Source organism: Oryzobacter faecalis, assembly GCF_046764005.1.
Classification (GTDB): domain Bacteria; phylum Actinomycetota; class Actinomycetes; order Actinomycetales; family Dermatophilaceae; genus Oryzobacter; species Oryzobacter faecalis.
Genome location: NZ_JBKOFW010000003.1, coordinates 63,164 through 78,018 on the forward strand (window position 1 = coordinate 63,164; position 14,855 = coordinate 78,018).

Annotated in this window: 14 protein-coding genes; 7 read left to right on the forward strand and 7 right to left on the reverse strand. The window is 74.6% G+C overall.

The window, feature by feature from the left end:
- The first annotated feature begins 64 nt into the window (after positions 1–64).
- Complete coding sequence (locus ACK8HX_RS06980; RefSeq protein WP_411939955.1) at positions 65–1,279, forward strand: ROK family transcriptional regulator; 1,215 nt, start codon at positions 65–67, stop codon at positions 1,277–1,279.
- A 287-nt stretch (positions 1,280–1,566) separates the two neighbouring features.
- Positions 1,567–2,046, forward strand: coding sequence for an SRPBCC family protein (locus ACK8HX_RS06985; protein WP_411939956.1), 480 nt, complete (start codon positions 1,567–1,569; stop codon positions 2,044–2,046).
- 125 nt (positions 2,047–2,171) lie between these two features.
- On the opposite strand, the gene ACK8HX_RS06990 is transcribed toward ACK8HX_RS06985, so the two are convergent.
- Positions 2,172–2,363, reverse strand: a complete 192-nt coding sequence (locus ACK8HX_RS06990; RefSeq protein ID WP_411939957.1) for a hypothetical protein — start codon at positions 2,361–2,363, stop codon at positions 2,172–2,174.
- Positions 2,364–2,404: 41 nt separating this feature from the next.
- Between ACK8HX_RS06990 and ACK8HX_RS06995 the strand changes: the two genes are divergently transcribed.
- Positions 2,405–3,088 carry a hypothetical protein gene (locus tag ACK8HX_RS06995; protein WP_411939958.1) on the forward strand — a complete coding sequence of 228 codons (684 nt, stop codon included), beginning with the start codon at positions 2,405–2,407 and terminating at the stop codon, positions 3,086–3,088.
- Here ACK8HX_RS06995 and ACK8HX_RS07000 read toward each other — a convergent pair.
- The gene (locus tag ACK8HX_RS07000; protein WP_411939959.1) at positions 3,031–3,417 is read right to left on the reverse strand and encodes a hypothetical protein; all 387 of its coding nucleotides are present in this window, start codon (positions 3,415–3,417) and stop codon (positions 3,031–3,033) included. The two genes, ACK8HX_RS06995 and ACK8HX_RS07000, sit on opposite strands and share 58 nt — an antisense overlap.
- Positions 3,418–3,545: 128 nt before the next feature.
- Here ACK8HX_RS07000 and ACK8HX_RS07005 point away from each other — a divergent pair, with 128 nt between their 5' ends.
- Positions 3,546–5,342 (forward strand): S8 family serine peptidase, encoded by a 1,797-nt coding sequence (locus ACK8HX_RS07005; protein ID WP_411939960.1) that lies wholly within the window; start codon positions 3,546–3,548, stop codon positions 5,340–5,342.
- Between the two features lie 65 nt (positions 5,343–5,407).
- Here the strand turns inward: ACK8HX_RS07005 and ACK8HX_RS07010 are convergent, their stop codons facing one another.
- The gene (locus ACK8HX_RS07010) at positions 5,408–7,738 is read right to left on the reverse strand and encodes a CHAT domain-containing protein (protein ID WP_411939961.1); all 2,331 of its coding nucleotides are present in this window, start codon (positions 7,736–7,738) and stop codon (positions 5,408–5,410) included.
- Between the two features lie 131 nt (positions 7,739–7,869).
- Between ACK8HX_RS07010 and ACK8HX_RS07015 the strand changes: the two genes are divergently transcribed.
- On the forward strand, positions 7,870–10,329 hold the full coding sequence (locus ACK8HX_RS07015; RefSeq protein WP_411939962.1) for a CHAT domain-containing protein: 2,460 nt from the start codon (positions 7,870–7,872) through the stop codon (positions 10,327–10,329).
- Positions 10,330–10,401: 72 nt separating this feature from the next.
- Positions 10,402–11,877, forward strand: coding sequence for an esterase/lipase family protein (locus ACK8HX_RS07020; protein ID WP_411939963.1), 1,476 nt, complete (start codon positions 10,402–10,404; stop codon positions 11,875–11,877).
- 83 nt (positions 11,878–11,960) lie between these two features.
- On the opposite strand, the gene ACK8HX_RS07025 is transcribed toward ACK8HX_RS07020, so the two are convergent.
- The 4 genes from ACK8HX_RS07025 to ACK8HX_RS07040 all read right to left on the reverse strand — a co-directional run bounded on the left by ACK8HX_RS07025 (position 11,961) and on the right by ACK8HX_RS07040 (position 14,335).
- On the reverse strand, positions 11,961–12,323 hold the full coding sequence (locus ACK8HX_RS07025; RefSeq protein ID WP_411939964.1) for a fluoride efflux transporter FluC: 363 nt from the start codon (positions 12,321–12,323) through the stop codon (positions 11,961–11,963).
- Positions 12,320–12,730: a fluoride efflux transporter FluC gene (locus ACK8HX_RS07030; RefSeq protein ID WP_411939965.1), complete on the reverse strand. Its 411-nt coding sequence runs from the start codon at positions 12,728–12,730 to the stop codon at positions 12,320–12,322. Before ACK8HX_RS07030 ends, ACK8HX_RS07025 begins: the two co-directional genes overlap by 4 nt.
- Before the next feature lie 7 nt (positions 12,731–12,737).
- Positions 12,738–13,955, reverse strand: a complete 1,218-nt coding sequence (locus tag ACK8HX_RS07035) for a pyridoxal phosphate-dependent aminotransferase (protein WP_411939966.1) — start codon at positions 13,953–13,955, stop codon at positions 12,738–12,740.
- Between the two features lie 86 nt (positions 13,956–14,041).
- Positions 14,042–14,335: a hypothetical protein gene (locus ACK8HX_RS07040; RefSeq protein ID WP_411939967.1), complete on the reverse strand. Its 294-nt coding sequence runs from the start codon at positions 14,333–14,335 to the stop codon at positions 14,042–14,044.
- 112 nt (positions 14,336–14,447) lie between these two features.
- On the opposite strand from ACK8HX_RS07040, the gene ACK8HX_RS07045 reads away from it, so the two are divergent.
- Entirely contained in the window at positions 14,448–14,798 is a 351-nt protein-coding gene (locus tag ACK8HX_RS07045; protein ID WP_411939968.1) for an MGMT family protein, read from the forward strand.
- The last annotated feature ends 57 nt before the right edge of the window (positions 14,799–14,855 follow it).

Consider the following 14,855-nt stretch of genomic DNA (forward strand, 5'->3'; position numbering starts at 1 on the left):
CGTGTCTCCTCGTCGAGTTTGTTGTGTGACGCAACTTAACCGCTCGACTCGGTAGGGTCAACCCGTGCCCCACCCCTCAGGACCACCGGCCGCCCGCCAGTCGGGCCTGCGCGAGGCCAACCTCGCCCTCGTCCTGCGGACGGTCTGCGCCGCCCGCGAGCCGGTGTCGAGGGCCGGTGTGGCGGCCGCGACCTCGATGACGCGCAGCACGGTCTCGCGCCTCGTCGACGAGCTCGTCGCCGCCGGGCTCGTCGACGAGCTGGACCCGCCGTCGCACAGCCGGCCCGGGCGCCCGGCGACCCCGCTCGCTCCCGGCCGCCGGGTCCTCGGGCTCGGGCTCCAAGTCGACGTGGGCCGACTTGCCGCCCGAGTCGTCGACCTGCGCGGGGAGGTCGTGGCGGAGGAGGTCGTGGCGGCCGACCTCGCCGGGTCCTCCCCGCGCCCGACCCTGCGCCTGCTCGCGGCCCTCTCGCGCGGCGTCCTCGCCTCGGTCGGCGACGGCTCCCGCGTCGTCGGGGCCGGGCTCGCGCTCCCCGGCATCGTCGCGAGCGACGCCGGGCGCCTGCTGCGCGCTCCCAACCTCGGCTGGTCCGACGTCGACGTCGCCGCACTCGTGCCGGAGGACGCGAGCGCGGGCCTGCCGCTGCGGCTCGGCAACGAGGCCAGCCTGGCGGCCATGGCCGTCGCGGAGCCGGCGCCCGGGCGCCGCGGCCCCCTCGCCGACTTCCTCTACCTGTCAGGGGAGGTCGGCATCGGAGGGGCGGTCGTCGTCGACGGCCGGGTCGTCGGAGGCCGCCACGGCTGGGCCGGCGAGGTCGGCCACGTGTGCGTCGACCCGGCAGGCCCCGCCTGTCGCTGCGGGTCGACCGGGTGCCTCGAGCTGTACGCCGGGCGCAACGCCCTCCTCGCCGCGGCGGGGCTGCCGCAGGGATCCGCCACGCGGGACCTGCTGTCCCGCAGCGCTTCTGGTGACCACCGGGCCCGGGAGGCGGTCGCCAGAGCGGCCTCGGCACTCGGGGTGGCGCTGTCCGGGGTGGTCAACGTCCTCGACGTCCCGGCCATCGTGCTCGGCGGGCACCTCGGGCAGGTCGCCGAGCTGGTGCGGCCCGACCTCGAGGACGCGCTGCGACGACGCGTGCTGTCCGCGCGCTGGGTCGTGCCGGAGGTCACCACGGCGCCCGAGGACGACGCACCCGGAGCGACCGGCGCTGCCCTCGCGGCCCTGGCGTCCGTCCTCGACGACCCGGCCCGGGCGCTGCCGGCCCTGCGCTCCGCCTGACCGAGACGGGGGGACGGTGCCACGTCCGCGTCGCGATGTGTTCAACCAAGAGGTTGACAAAGAGCCCGTGCCACGGTGTACTCAACAGAGCGGTTCATCAACCCAATGGTTGAGTGGCGGGACGGAGAGGGAGTGCGATGGACGACAGGACGACCCGGCTCGGCCGGCTCCGCCGCGACCGTGAGCGGGCCTACCGACGCCTCGACGCCCTGGTCGCCACCGCGTCCACCCGGCCCTGCACCGCCCGGACCGCCCCCCACGATGGCACCACCGGACAAGGAGCAGTCATGACCACCACGACGAACACCCTCACCCTCGACGTCCCCGCCGGCGTCCCCTGGATCGACTTCACCCGTGAGTTCGACGCCCCGGCCGCGGCCGTCTTCGAGGCACACCGCGACCCCGCGAAGGTCCGCCAGTGGCTCGGCCCGCACGGCTACGAGATGGACATCGACCACTGGGACTTCACGACCGGGGGCGGCTACGCCTACGCGCACGTCACCGACCACGGAACCTTCGGGTTCCGGGGCGTCTTCCACACGGTCCGCCAGGACGAGTTCGCCCTCCAGACCTTCGAGTTCGACGGCGCCCCGGACGACGTGGCGCTGGAGTTCCTCTGGTTCGAGGACCTCGCCGACGGCCGCAGCCGGCTGCGCGGCCGGAGCATCGGGCGCACCGTCGAGGGCCGCGACGCCATGGTCGCGTCGGGCATGGAGAAGGGGATGGCCGAGGGCTACGACCGCCTCGACGACCTCGTCCGCTGCTGAGCGGCGCCCCTGGCCCACCGCGAACGTGGGTGACAATCGTCGGCCCACCGACGGTCTTCACCCACGTTCGCGAGGGTGGGGCGAGGGGTGGCGAGGGGTGGCGAGCGAGGGCCCGGGGCGGGGTGTCAGTCGGGGTCGGACCCGGAGGGCGATGCGCCGCCCGACTCCTCGAGCCGCTGGCGCAGCCGGTCGCGGACCTCGTCAGGGGTGTACGCCCGGCGCTCGCGCTCGTTGCGCGCGACGAGCGCCCCCGTCGCGACGACCCCGACGACGCTCGCGAGGCCGACGAGCTTCCAGACGCGGTTGGCCGTGGGCATGGCGCCACCCTAGCGACCGGTGTGTGGGCAGACTTGGGGCCATGCCGCGACCGACCCGCTCCGGAGCCGCCGCCGTCCCCTTCGAGGAGGCGGTGTCGCAGACGCGGACCGGCGACCTCTGGATCTTCCGTGGGGGGACGGTCGCCGACCGCGTCATCCAGACCGCGAGCAACTCCCCGGTCAACCACGTCGGGATGGCCGTCGTCCTCGACGACCTCCCACCCCTCATGTGGCACGCCGAGCTCGGCCGCTCGATGCGCGACCACTGGACGGGCGACCACCACCGTGGCGTCCAGCTCCACGACCTGCGTGAAGCCGTCACGACGTGGCAGGTCCGGTACGGCCAGCGGGCCTGGCTGCGCCAGCTCTCCCCCGACGTCGGGCGGGAGGAGGAGGACGCCCTGCTGCGGACGATCGCCCGCCTCGACGGGGTCTCGTTCCCCTCGCACGCCAACCTCGCGTGGCGCTGGCTCAAGGGCCGTGACGCCCACCTGACCCGCAAAGCCCTCGACCGCAAGGGGATCCGGCCCGAGGACGCCTACTGCGCCGAGGTCGTCGCCGCGACGCTGGAGGCGATGGGCGTCCTGCGCGCCGACGTCCCGACGAACTGGTACGACCCCGGGCGCTTCTGGAGTGGCGACACCCTGCCGCTGACCGCCGGCTGGTCCTACGGCGAGGAGGTCGAGGTCGAGCGCGACCCCGACGCGTCCCGCGATCCCCGCTGACGCCGCACCCAGGGCACCCCGACCGCGAGGACTCCCACGGCGAGCACGCCCATCGCCGCGAGCGCACCCCAGGCGACCGACCACAGCGCGACGACGACGCCCTCCCACAGCAGGTTGCTGTAGGCGAGGTCGGGGCGCCGCGCACCGGCGACCCACGCGCCGCCGACGAAGGCGAGCGACGTGAGGACCATGAGGCCGACGGTGATGCCGGCCGACCGGACGACCGTCGCGGCGACCGGCCGGGCGGGGGTGGCCTGCTCGTCGGGCTCGACCCGGTGGGCGAACGTCTCGAAGACGTCCGGTGCCGGACCGGTGGGGCGACGACGCATGGGACAGGAGCATACGGTCCGTGGCGCCGCGGCGAGTTGGACCGGAACCGCGGCGGGCGAGGCACCCGCCGGTCTAGGGTCACCCGGTGGGCCGGGGGACCGGCTCAACCACCGGAGGAGACACCCACATGCGCCGCCCCCGCATCCTGGCCGCGACCGGAGCCGTGGCGCTGGCTGCAATGACCCTTGGAGCCACCCCCGCCACCAGGGCCACAGCCGCCACGGCGCCCCGCAGCACGGCGGCGGGCACGACGCCCGGGAGCTTCGCCGTCCTCGCCGAGCGCACCGCCGACGTCGACCGCGTCGTGCGCGGCCTGAGGGCCGAGGGGGCGACCGTGCTCACGGTCAACCGCGCCATCGGCCTCGTCACCGTCCGGTCGGCGCGCGCCGACTTCGCCCGCACGGCCCGCGGCCTCGACGGGGTGCGAGGGGCCGCCCGCGACGGGGTCGTCGGCCGCTCACCCGACGCGCGCGTCGGCCGCGACGCGGGACCCACCCGTGACGTGCGACCCAACCGCGACGACGTCCTCCGCGAGAACCAGGCGGCCGCACGGCCGGTGGCCGCGCGGACGACGAACCGCACGACGGTGGCACGCCCGCCCGGCGGCGGCTCGACCTCCTCCGACCCCCTCGACGCCAAGCTCTGGGGCATGGACATGATCCACGCCGAGGCGGCCCACGCCATCGAGCTCGGTGACCCGCGGGTGCGCGTGGGAGTCATGGACACCGGGGTCGACGGCCGGCACCCGGACCTCGCCGAGAACTTCGACCGGCGCCTGTCGCGGAACTTCACGACCGACATCCCGGCGGTCGACGGCCCGTGCGAGTCCACCTCCTGCAAGGACCCCGTCGACCGCGACGACAACGGGCACGGCACCCACGTCGCCGGCACGATCGGGGCCTCGCTCAACGGTTTCGGGCTCTCCGGCGTCGCGCCGCGGGTCGACCTCGTCAACGTCCGCGCGGGCCAGGACAGCGGCTTCTTCTTCCTCGGCCCGACGGCGAACGCCCTCACCTACTCCGGTGACGCCGGCCTCGACGTCGTCAACATGTCCTTCTACGTCGACCCGTGGCTCTACAGCTGCGAGGGCGGCGCCCCCGAGGACAGTCCGGAGCAGGCGGCCGAGCAGGACCTCGTCATCGAGACGATGCAGCGCGCCCTCGCGTACGCCCACGGCAAGGGCGTCACCCTCGTCGGGGCGCTCGGCAACAACCACGAGGACCTCGCCGCGCCGCGCACCGACACCTCCAGCCCCGACTACCCGGGAGGCACCGAGCACCCGCGGACGATCGACAACGCGACCTGCTGGGACCTGCCCGTCGAGGGTCCGTACGTCATCGGCGTCTCCTCGCTCGGCCCGTCGGGCCGCAAGTCGGACTTCTCGAACCACACGACCGACCTCGCGTCGGACGAGATCGAGCTCTCCGCCCCGGGCGGCTGGTTCCGTGACGGCCTGGGCACGCCCACGTACCGCACGAACGGCAACCAGATCCTCTCGACCGCGCCGCTCCACGTCCTGCGGTCCGAGGGTCAGGTCGACGCCGGCGGCAACGTCACCCCGCTCGGCCAGTCGTTCGGGACGACGAGGCAGTGCGGGACGGTGGACGGCGTCTCGGTGTGCGGGTACTACCAGTACCTCCAGGGCACCTCGATGGCTGCACCGCACGCGGCGGGCGTGGCCGCACTCGCGGTCTCCGCGCACGGCCAGCGCATCGGCCGCCTCGGCTTCGGGCTCGCGCCCGCCCGGGTCCGCGGGATCCTCCTGGACTCGGCCACCGACCACGCCTGCCCGGTCGGCGGGGTGCAGTCGTACGCCGACGTCGGCCGGGACGCCGAGTTCACCGCCACGTGCACCGGGACGGCCGCGTTCAACGGGTTCTACGGCGCGGGCATCGTGGACGCGCTCGGCGCCGTCACGGGATGACGCGCGCGGCGTGACCGCGAGACGGCGCCGCCCACCCGCCCCGGTGAGCGGCGCCGTCCGCGTGGTCAGTCCGTCAGGGTGACCGTCCCGTAGAGGTGGCGGAACGGCGCACCGTTGTTCTTGCGGGCCGGGTTGTTCGAGAGCATCGCCGCGAGCTTGCCGCGGCTGTCGCCCGACGCGACCGCGTCGCTGACGGTGAGGTTGGTCGCGAGGGTGGTGCCGGGATCCGGTGAGGGAAGCCCCAGCTCGGTCCACGGGATGGCTGCCTCGAGGACGTAGCCACCGTCGACGAACGCCAGGCCGAAGATGCCCTGGAGAACGCCGCCGGCCTCGTACGCGCTGCCTCGTGCGACGTTCCGGGCGGCGAGGATGCCACCCTCCTCGGTCGGCCCGACGAGGACGTGTGAGTCGTCGGGGAAGAGGGCGGCCTGCTTGGTCGTGACGACGTCCGACCCGATCTCGAAGCCGATGGAGTCGCCGTTGAACAGCTGCGACGGCTTGGCGGCGTGGGTCTGCGTGACCTGCGCGTCGGAGACCTCGGCGACGACGTAGTAGTTCTCGGCGTCCCAGCCGAGGCGCACCCTGGCGCCGAACCCCGCCACCGCCTTCGAGCCGGCGATCCTCGTGCGGACGTCGACGACCTTCGCGCCGTCCCAGTCGTCCGCGGAGCCGTCGATGCGCGGCGGCGTCGCGAAGCGCACCGCGGTGAGGGCTGGGCCCGTACGGTCCTTCGGGGTCGGTGTCGGCGTCGGGGTGTCGCTCCCCGTCGGCGTCGGGCTCGGCGTCGTGGCCGTCTCGGTCGGGGCAGGGGTGGTCGACGAGGCCGACCGCCCGTCATCAGGGTCCTCGCCCCCCGACGTCGCGAGCCAGACACCGCCCGCGAGCAGGGCCGCGACGACCCCTCCACCCACGGCGGCGAGGAGGCGGCGGTTCGGCGGCTGCTCGTGGTCGTCGTCGTCCGGACCGGGCACGGGGTCGGGGTCGGGTGTCGGTGGCGTCGGGGGCACGGGCGGGAGCACCACGGTCGGTGGACCGGCCGAGCGTTCCTCGGAGGACGGCGCTTCGGCCGTCGCTGCCGCCTCGACGGTCGCGACGGGCTCGGCCGAGGGCTCCGCAGCCGCGGTGCGCTCGACGTCCGTGGCCGGCGGGGCTGCCGGCTCGGCAGGGCCCGGCGAGGGCGTCATCACGGGCACGGGGAGGACCGGCGGCACCGGGGGAGGCGTCGGTGCCGGGTCGGCTGCCGGGGGCGGGGGAGCCGGTGGCGCGACCTCGGCCGGTGGCGCCGCGACGAGCTCGGTGAACAGCTGGGTGTCGTCGGAGCGGAGGAAGAGGACCGGGGTGGCCCACTCGGCGCCGAAGTCGGCCGCCAGGGCCTTGCGGCTGCTCGCCACGGCCTGGTCGACCGGCAGCCCGTCGGCGAGCGCCCCGTAGAGCTCCCCCGTGAAGGTCACCGCGGCGCGGTCGGTGATGGGGAACTGCATCGCGACGACGGCGCTCGCGTTCTGCTGGACCAGACCCTGCGCCATCCCGCCGAACGGGTCGTCGCTGTCGACGCTGGCCGACCGGCACGCGTTGAGGACGACGAGCCGCAACGGGTCGTGGTCGTGGACGTACGGCCCGAGCACCGACGCGGTGACCGGCGACGACCGGCCGTACCCGTCGCAGAAGTACAGGACCCCGTCCTCGATCGACGCGTCGTAGTCGCCGTGCCCGACGAAGTGGAGGACGTGCACGTCCTCACGCCGCAGGTGCCGCCCGAGCGCACTGACCGTCGGCTCCTCGAGCTGGCGGAGCCGGACGAGGCCGGCGGCGGTCTTCTCCTCGAGCGCCTCGGTGACCCGGCCCCACTCGGCCCCCACGTCCAGCTCGGGGAGGTCCGACGGCGAGGAGATGACGACGAGGACCGACAGCGGCCCGTCGAGGGGTAGTGGGTCGAGGGTGTCCGGGACGTCGAGGTAACGGACGATCGGGGTGCGCTCGGACTGGGCGATGTAGGAGTTGGTCGACTTGTCGTGGAGCAGCTCCCACGGGAGCGACGCGATCGCCGGTGCTTCCGCGAGGTGCAGCCTCAGCCGCAGTCCGCGACCGTGCCCGCCGACGGCCGTCCGCGCGGTGGCCCAGGCCTGGCCGACCACCCCGGAGAAGACGGCGTCGAACAGCGGCGACCCGAAGTCGCGAGCGGCCGTGACCTGGGGGTTCGCCGTACCCCTGCGGGTTCCCGAGCGCCCGGGGTCGAGCTTGAGGAGCAGGTTCTCGAGGACGGTCTGCTCGAAGGGCAGCGCGAACTCCACGGCGGGGGTGGGCCCGGTGGGACCCGCGAGGACACGCGCTCGGTAGCGACCGTCCGGCAGGCCCTCGACGAGCAGGTCGAAGTCCTCGTAGTCTCGTGCCGCCATCGTCGACCCCCTCTCGGGTCCGCGCGTTCTCCTCATCATCCCAGAGCCGCGAACCGCCCCGCTGATACATCGAGCAGGGGGCACGTATCAGTCCCGGGGCGCCGTGCTCCTCGGGGGCGAGGAGGCTGCACATGGCCGGTGAGGCGTGGACGGAGCTCGTCGAGGCGGTCGCGCCCGACGGCGGGCCGACGGGTGAGCAACTGCTGGCCGGGCTCGCGCGCTTGGGACTGACGCCGGAGCAGCGGGCCACGCTCGCCGCCGCGGGCGACCGCCGCACCGACGTGGGCGGGGTCCTCCTCGCGCGGCTGGCCCGGGAGGCCCGCGACACGGCTGGCCCGTCCCTCCGCGGCAGCGCCGGCGTCGGCGCGACCGAGCGGTCGATCCGGCGGGCCGAGCTGTTGCGGGCCCTCACCGGCGCCCGGCTCGCGGTCGCCCTCGAGGACGCCTCCGAGGACGACCTGGGTCCCCTTCCCGCCGTGGCCGCGGGCGACCTCGTCCGCCACGTCCTCGAGCAGGCGGAGGCGGCGTCCGGCGACGAGCGCGCCGCCCTGGCGGCCGCGGCGGTGCGCCTCGCCCCGATGCTCGACCCGGCTCGCCTCCCCGTCGACCGGCTGGTGCGGATCGCCTCCACCGCAGCGGACCTCGTCGAGCCCGTCGCCGTCGTCCTGGCGACCGCCCCGACCGACCGGCTGGTCCGCGGGCTCACCGAGGCGGTGCGTGCCGGGGCCGACCCGGCCGCGGTCGCCGACCTGCTCGAGCTGGTCGCCCGAGTCCGCGAGCCCCGCGAGCACCTGACGTCCGCGCCGCCGCCGGACGACCTCGAGGGCGCGCCGCCGACGGCGGGTGCCGAACCCCCGCCGCCACCCCCGCCCGCCCCGGGGATGTCGCCGCCCCCGTTGCCGCTCTCCCCACCGGCGCCGTCGGCACCGCCGGCGCCGCCGGCACCGGCGCCCGGCACCGGCGACGACGAGCCGGTCGTGACCCGCAGCGGCCACGCCGGGGAGGGGCGACCCGCCCACCCGCGCCTCGACATCGCCTCCGACACAGGACGCACGGACGTCGTCGTCGTCGAGCGGCCCTTCACCGTCACGGTCGGGCTGGCTCCCCGGCCCTCGCCCGGGCTCGTGAGGACGGGGCCGATGAGGGTGGGCGGCCCGGTCGACGTCGTCCTCGTCTACGACCCCGCCTCGCTCGTCCCGGAGGGTGCGACCCGGCACACGCTCACGGTCACGGCGGACGAGCCGTACCCGACGGTCGACGTGACGTTCACCGCGCAGTGGCTCGAGCAGGCGCCCGCGACCCGCCGGATCGGGGTCCACTACCTCGCGGAGGGCCAGCTCGTCGGCGTCGCATGGCGCTCGTTCGTCGCCGTCGACGACGAGGGGGCGGTCGAGGACGCCGTCGTCCCCCGTCCCCGCGACGCCGAGCTCCTCGACCTCTCACCGCTCCTCGGCGTGGCGGCCCCCGACCTCGTCCTCGGGGTCGTCGCCTCCGAGCGGGGCTCGGGCACCTGGGTGTGGACGGCCTACGCCGGCGGGGGCGACCTGCCCGTGCCCGACGCACCCAACGCCGCGACGATCGGGGAGGAGACCACGGCCTTCGCGCTCGACACGCGGCGCGGCATCCAGTTCTCCACCGACCGCTACTCCGACTACCTCGACCTCGCCGGGCGCGCGCACCGGATCGGGGAGGCGGTCCCGCCGGGCATCGCGGCGACGATCCGGGCCCTCGTGACCGAGCCGGGACGGACCACGGCGCCGACCGTCCTCCTCCTCACCGAGGAGCTCATCGTCCCGTGGGAGATCGCCCACCTGGACCTCGAGACCCCCTGGGGCGGGACCTCCCCGTTCCTCGGCGCCCACGTCGCGATCTCGCGCTGGCTGCTCACCGACCGCGTGCCGAGGCCGGTGCCGCGCGCGGAGGTGACCGTCGAGCACGGAGCGGTCGTGACGGCCGACTACACGGGGGTCACGGGTGTCAGCGTCCTCGAGGCCGCCACCGCCGAGGCCGACCGCGTCGCCGGGCTGTTCACCCCGGCGGCCTCCCGCGTCGCGCCCGACCTCGCGGCCGTCGTCGCGCTGCTGCGCGGCACCCCGCCGGCGGACGTCCTCCACGTGGCGCTGCACGGCATGTTCGACGCGACGGGGAACCAGGAGGGCATCGTCCTCGTGAAGCGCCAGGACGGCGCCGCGCCGACGAAGCTGTTCCTCACGCCGGTGCAGGTCGAGAACGGCCGGCTCGACCGCGGCCCCTTCGTCTTCCTCAACGCCTGCCAGGTGGGGGCGAACAAGGAGGTCCTGGGCTCCTACGGCGGGTTCGCGGCCACCTTGCTGAAGATCGGTGCGGGGGCGGTGCTCGCCCCCCTGTGGAACGTCGACGACGACGTGGCCGCGAGCGTCGCCGACGAGGTGTACGCGCACGCCCTCACCGCCGCCGACCCGCTGCCCGTCGCCGAGGTCGTCCGCCGGATCCGGGCCCGCTACACCGAGGAGGCCGTCACGGCCGGCACGCCCGGCGTCACGGCCACCCTCGTCGCCTTCCAGCTCCTCGCCCACCCCCGCCTGCGGCTGACGCGCGCCGGCACCGGCTGACCGACCACGGAACCGACCCGCCCCACCCGACCCGCCCACACCCACCGCACGACCGCCACGCAGGAGGACGCCATGGCCGAGCAGCTGAGCCCCGAGGGACTCGCCGTCACGATCGGGGAGGTGACGCTCACGACGCCGGGCCTCACCGGCACCGCCGAGGTCCACCCGCCCGCGAGCCCCGGGATGCGGGCCGCCGAGGACGCGTCGGGCGACTTCCTCGAGGCGGTGGCGGAGGCCGGGATGAGCGAGCAGCTCACGGTCGAGATCACCGGGCCCGGCGAGCTCGACGACGCCGGGGGGACGCGCGCGTCCGGTGGCGGCAGCGAGATCGTCGTGGAGGTCCCCGCACCCGGCGAGGGCAACGGGCAGGTCCTGCTCTACAAGGCCGAGGACGGCTCGCTGACCTGGCACCTGCCCGACGACGTCCCCACCGACGAGGTCGCCCAGCGCGGCGGGGCGCGGCGCACCTACCGGGTGCCGCGCGCGGTCGTCGCACCCGAGGCGGCCGAGGGCGGGCAGCGCGGGCTGCTCGGCGCCCTCGGGACCAAGGTCCTCAAGGTCCTCGTCTTCCCTCTCGTCGACCCGGTGCTCGGGGTGGTGGGCAAGCGGCTGTCGTCGTCGTGGGAGTCCAAGCACCGCCGGATGCTCGTGCGGCCCTTCGACCCGGCGACCCACCGCGCCCGCGCGGTCGACGGCGTCGACGACGCCGCCTGGGCCCGGCTGGCGGCGGGTCCCGCCCTCCTCTTCGTGCACGGCACCTTCGCGATGGCCGACAGCGCCTTCGCGGCCCTCGGTGACGACACCGTGGCCGAGCTCGACCGGCGGTACGGCGGAAGGGTGTTCGCGTTCGACCACCACACCGTGTCCGTGAGCCCCAACGACAACGTCGAGTGGTTCGCCTCGGTCGTCCCCGACGGCGTGCACCTCACCGTGGACGTCGTCACCCACTCGCGCGGCGGCCTCGTGGGTCGCGCCCTGGCCGAGCGCGGCCCCGAGCTGGGCCTCGACGGGCGGCTCACCGTCCGCAACCTCGTCATGGTCGCGCCGCCGAACGCCGGGACCGCGCTCGCCGACCCGGACCACCTGGGCGCCTACCTCGACCGCATCACCAACCTCGCCCAGTTCATCCCGAGCAGCGGGTTCGGCGACGCCCTCGGCCTCGTCCTCACCATCGTCAAGCAGCTCGCCGTCGGTGCGACCAAGGGCATGCCGGGGCTGATGTCGATGAACCCGTCGGGGGAGGACCTCAAGGCCTTCAACGACACCCCGGGCTCGTCGGCGACCTACCGCGTCATCGCCGCGGACTTCGAGCCACCGCCCGGGTCGGGCCTGGGTCGGATCGCCCGCGACAGGGGCACCGACGTCGTCTTCGGGTCGGTCGCGAACGACCTCGTCGTGCCGACCGACGGGTGGACGGTCGCCGGGGCGAAGGGCTTCCCCGTCGCCGACCCGTTCGTCATCCCGGCGTCCGAGGGTGTCGACCACAGCTCGTTCTTCGGGCGGGCGGACGTGCGGGCCAAGCTCCTCGAGTGGCTCCCCGGCGCCTAGCCGGGCGCCTCGACCCGCAAGGGCCCACCCGAGGGCCGGCGTCCCGAGATCGACCTATCGGACGATGTCGGTACGGCTCCGCGTCATCCCGGCACGAGCCACCAGCCGAGGGCCGCGGCGCCGATGCCGAGGACGACGGAGAGCCCGGTGACCGCGGCCGCCTCGACGGGACGGTCGTCCTCGAACGCGTCCCAGAGCTCGAGGGCGAGGGTCGAGAACGTCGTGAGCGCACCGCAGAACCCCGTCCCGACGAGCGCGAGCGGCGCTCCCTCGACCGCCGCACCCGCCAGCGCGCCGAGGACGGCGGACCCGATGACGTTGACGGTGAGGGTGCCGACGACCGGGGTGGTGCCGAGGCGCTCGTGGGCGAGGTGGTTGGCCAGGAGGCGCAGGGGCGCGCCCACGGCGGCACCGAGGGCGACGAGGAGGGCGTCGACGGCCGTCACGGGACCCACACCCTCCGGCCGGCCGCCAGCCCGGCACCGACGGCGAGCGTGCCGACGAGGAAGGTCGCCGCGACGTAGGCCACCGCGGTCTGGACGTGCTCGCCCTCCGCCAGCGTGACGGCCTCGACGGCGAGGGCCGAGAAGGTCGTCCACCCCCCGAGGACGCCGACGCCGACGAAGGGCCGTGCCAGCCGGTGGGTGCCCGGGCGCCCGACGAGGAACGCGACGAGGAGCCCCATCGCCAGGGCACCGCTGACGTTGACGACGAAGGTCGCCCACGGGAAGGCCCCGGCGTCGTGGGGGAGCGACAGACCCACCGCCCACCGGCCGAGCGAGCCGACGACGCCACCCGCCGCCACGGCGCCGAGGACGGCCGGGTCGACCGGCGTGGGGCGACCGGACGCCATCGGGTCGTCAGTCCCGCAGCGTCTCGAGGTAGTCGGCGATCCGACCGATCGCCTCGGTCAGCGTCTCGGTGTCGGGCAGCGTGACGAGGCGAAAGTGGTCGGGCTCGAACCAGTTGAAGCCGGTGCCGTGGGTGACGAGGATCTTCTTCGCGCGCAGCAGGTCGATGACGAACGCCTCGTCGCTCTCGATCGGGTAGACCTCGGGGTCGAGGCGCGGGAAGCAGTAGAGCGCACCCATCGGCTCGACGCACGAGACGCCCGGGATCTCGTTGAGCAACCTCGAGGCGAGCTTGCTCTGCTCGCGGAAGCGGCCGCCGGGCCCGATGAGCTCCTGCACGGACTGGTAGCCGCCGAGGGCGGTCTGGATCCCGTGCTGCGCAGGGACGTTCGCGCACATCCGCATGTTCGACAGGAGGGTCAGGCCTTCGAGGAAGTCCTCGGCGAGGTGCTTCGGCCCGCTGACCATGACCCAGCCGGCGCGGTACCCGCAGACGCGGTACGCCTTCGACAGCCCGCTGAAGGTGAGGCAGAGGACGTCGTCGCCGGCGAAGGTCGCGACGTGGTGGTGGACGGCGTCGTCGAAGAGGATCTTCTCGTAGATCTCGTCGGCCATGAGGACGAGCCGGTGCCGCCGCGCGATGTCGACGAGGGCGCGAACCGTCTCCTCCGAGTAGACGGCCCCCGTGGGGTTGTTCGGGTTGATGACGACGAGCGCGTGGGTGTTCTCGGTGATCTTGGACTCGATGTCCTCGAGGTCGGGGTTCCACCCGTTCGACTCGTCGCACCGGTAGTGCACCGGGGTGCCGCCGGACAGGGACACGGCGCCGGTCCACAGCGGGTAGTCGGGGGCGGGGACGAGCACCTCGTTGCCGTCGTCGACGAATGCCTGGAGCACCATCGAGATGAGCTCGGAGACGCCGTTGCCGATGTAGACGTCGTCGACGCCGGTGTCCTGCAGCCCGTGCGACTGGTAGTACTGCGCGACGGCCGTGCGGGCCGAGTAGATGCCGCGCGAGTCGGCGTAGCCCTGGCTGTCGGGGAGGTTGTGCACCATGTCGGCGACGATCGCCTCAGGCGCCTCGAAGCCGAACGGGGCGGTGTTGCCGATGTTGAGCTTGAGGATCTTGTGCCCCTCGGCCTCGAGCCGCTGGGCCTCGACGAGGATCGGTCCCCGGACGTCGTAACGGACGTGCTGGAGCTTCTTGCTCTGGACGATCCGGCGCATGCCCGCCAGTCTCGCAGCCCGTCCGCGCCACCGCTGCCGTGTTTCGCGTGGCGTCCCCCACGCGCGGTCCCGTGGGCAGGTGCGGCTCAGGCGCCGCGGAACCCGCTGAGCAGGAAGAAGAACAGGACGAGGCCGACGGCGGCCGCGGCGACCCCGATGCCGGCACCGACGAGGGCGGTCCGGGCCGGGGGAACCTCGGCACCGGCGGGGGCGGGCACGAGGCGCCAGACGAGCGCCCCGACGACGGCCATGAGGACCAGGTCCGCCGGGATGATGAGGTTCTCGGTGCCGGGCCCGTCGAGGAAGGACGCGAGGACCGGCAGCGCCAGGACCCCGAGGACGAGCAGCCCGACGACCGCGAGCGACCTGGGCACCGACATCGCGACCACCTCCACCGGCCCGACCGTCGGGCCTGCGCCGAATGTAGGTCCGTGCGGGCACGGCTGACCACCCCCGGCGACCCGCCCTCGCACCTCGGGCACACTCGAGCGCGTGGAAGACGTCGTCGTGGAGCGCGTGCTGAGGGCGGTGGAGCAGGTGCCGCGCGGGACGGTCGTGTCGTACGGCGACCTCGCGGCGCTCGTGGGCATCGGCCCGCGGCAGGTCGGCTCGATCATGAGGCTGTACGGGTCGAACGTCACGTGGTGGCGGGTCACCAACGCCTCCGGCGACCTCCCGGTGGGCCTGCTCGACGAGGTGCGCGAGCGGTGGGCCCGCGAGGGCATCCTCCTCAAGCCGAACGGCCGCGGCTGCCGGATCGCGGAGTACCGCGCCGACCTCGAGGTCCTCGGTCGCGACTACGAGCGGGCCGTCGCCGACCTCGGCACCCCGGATCCCGGCTGACCCACGCGCCCGTCGGTGGTCGCGGGGCCGTCGGCCGGGGACGATGGCGAAGGAGTC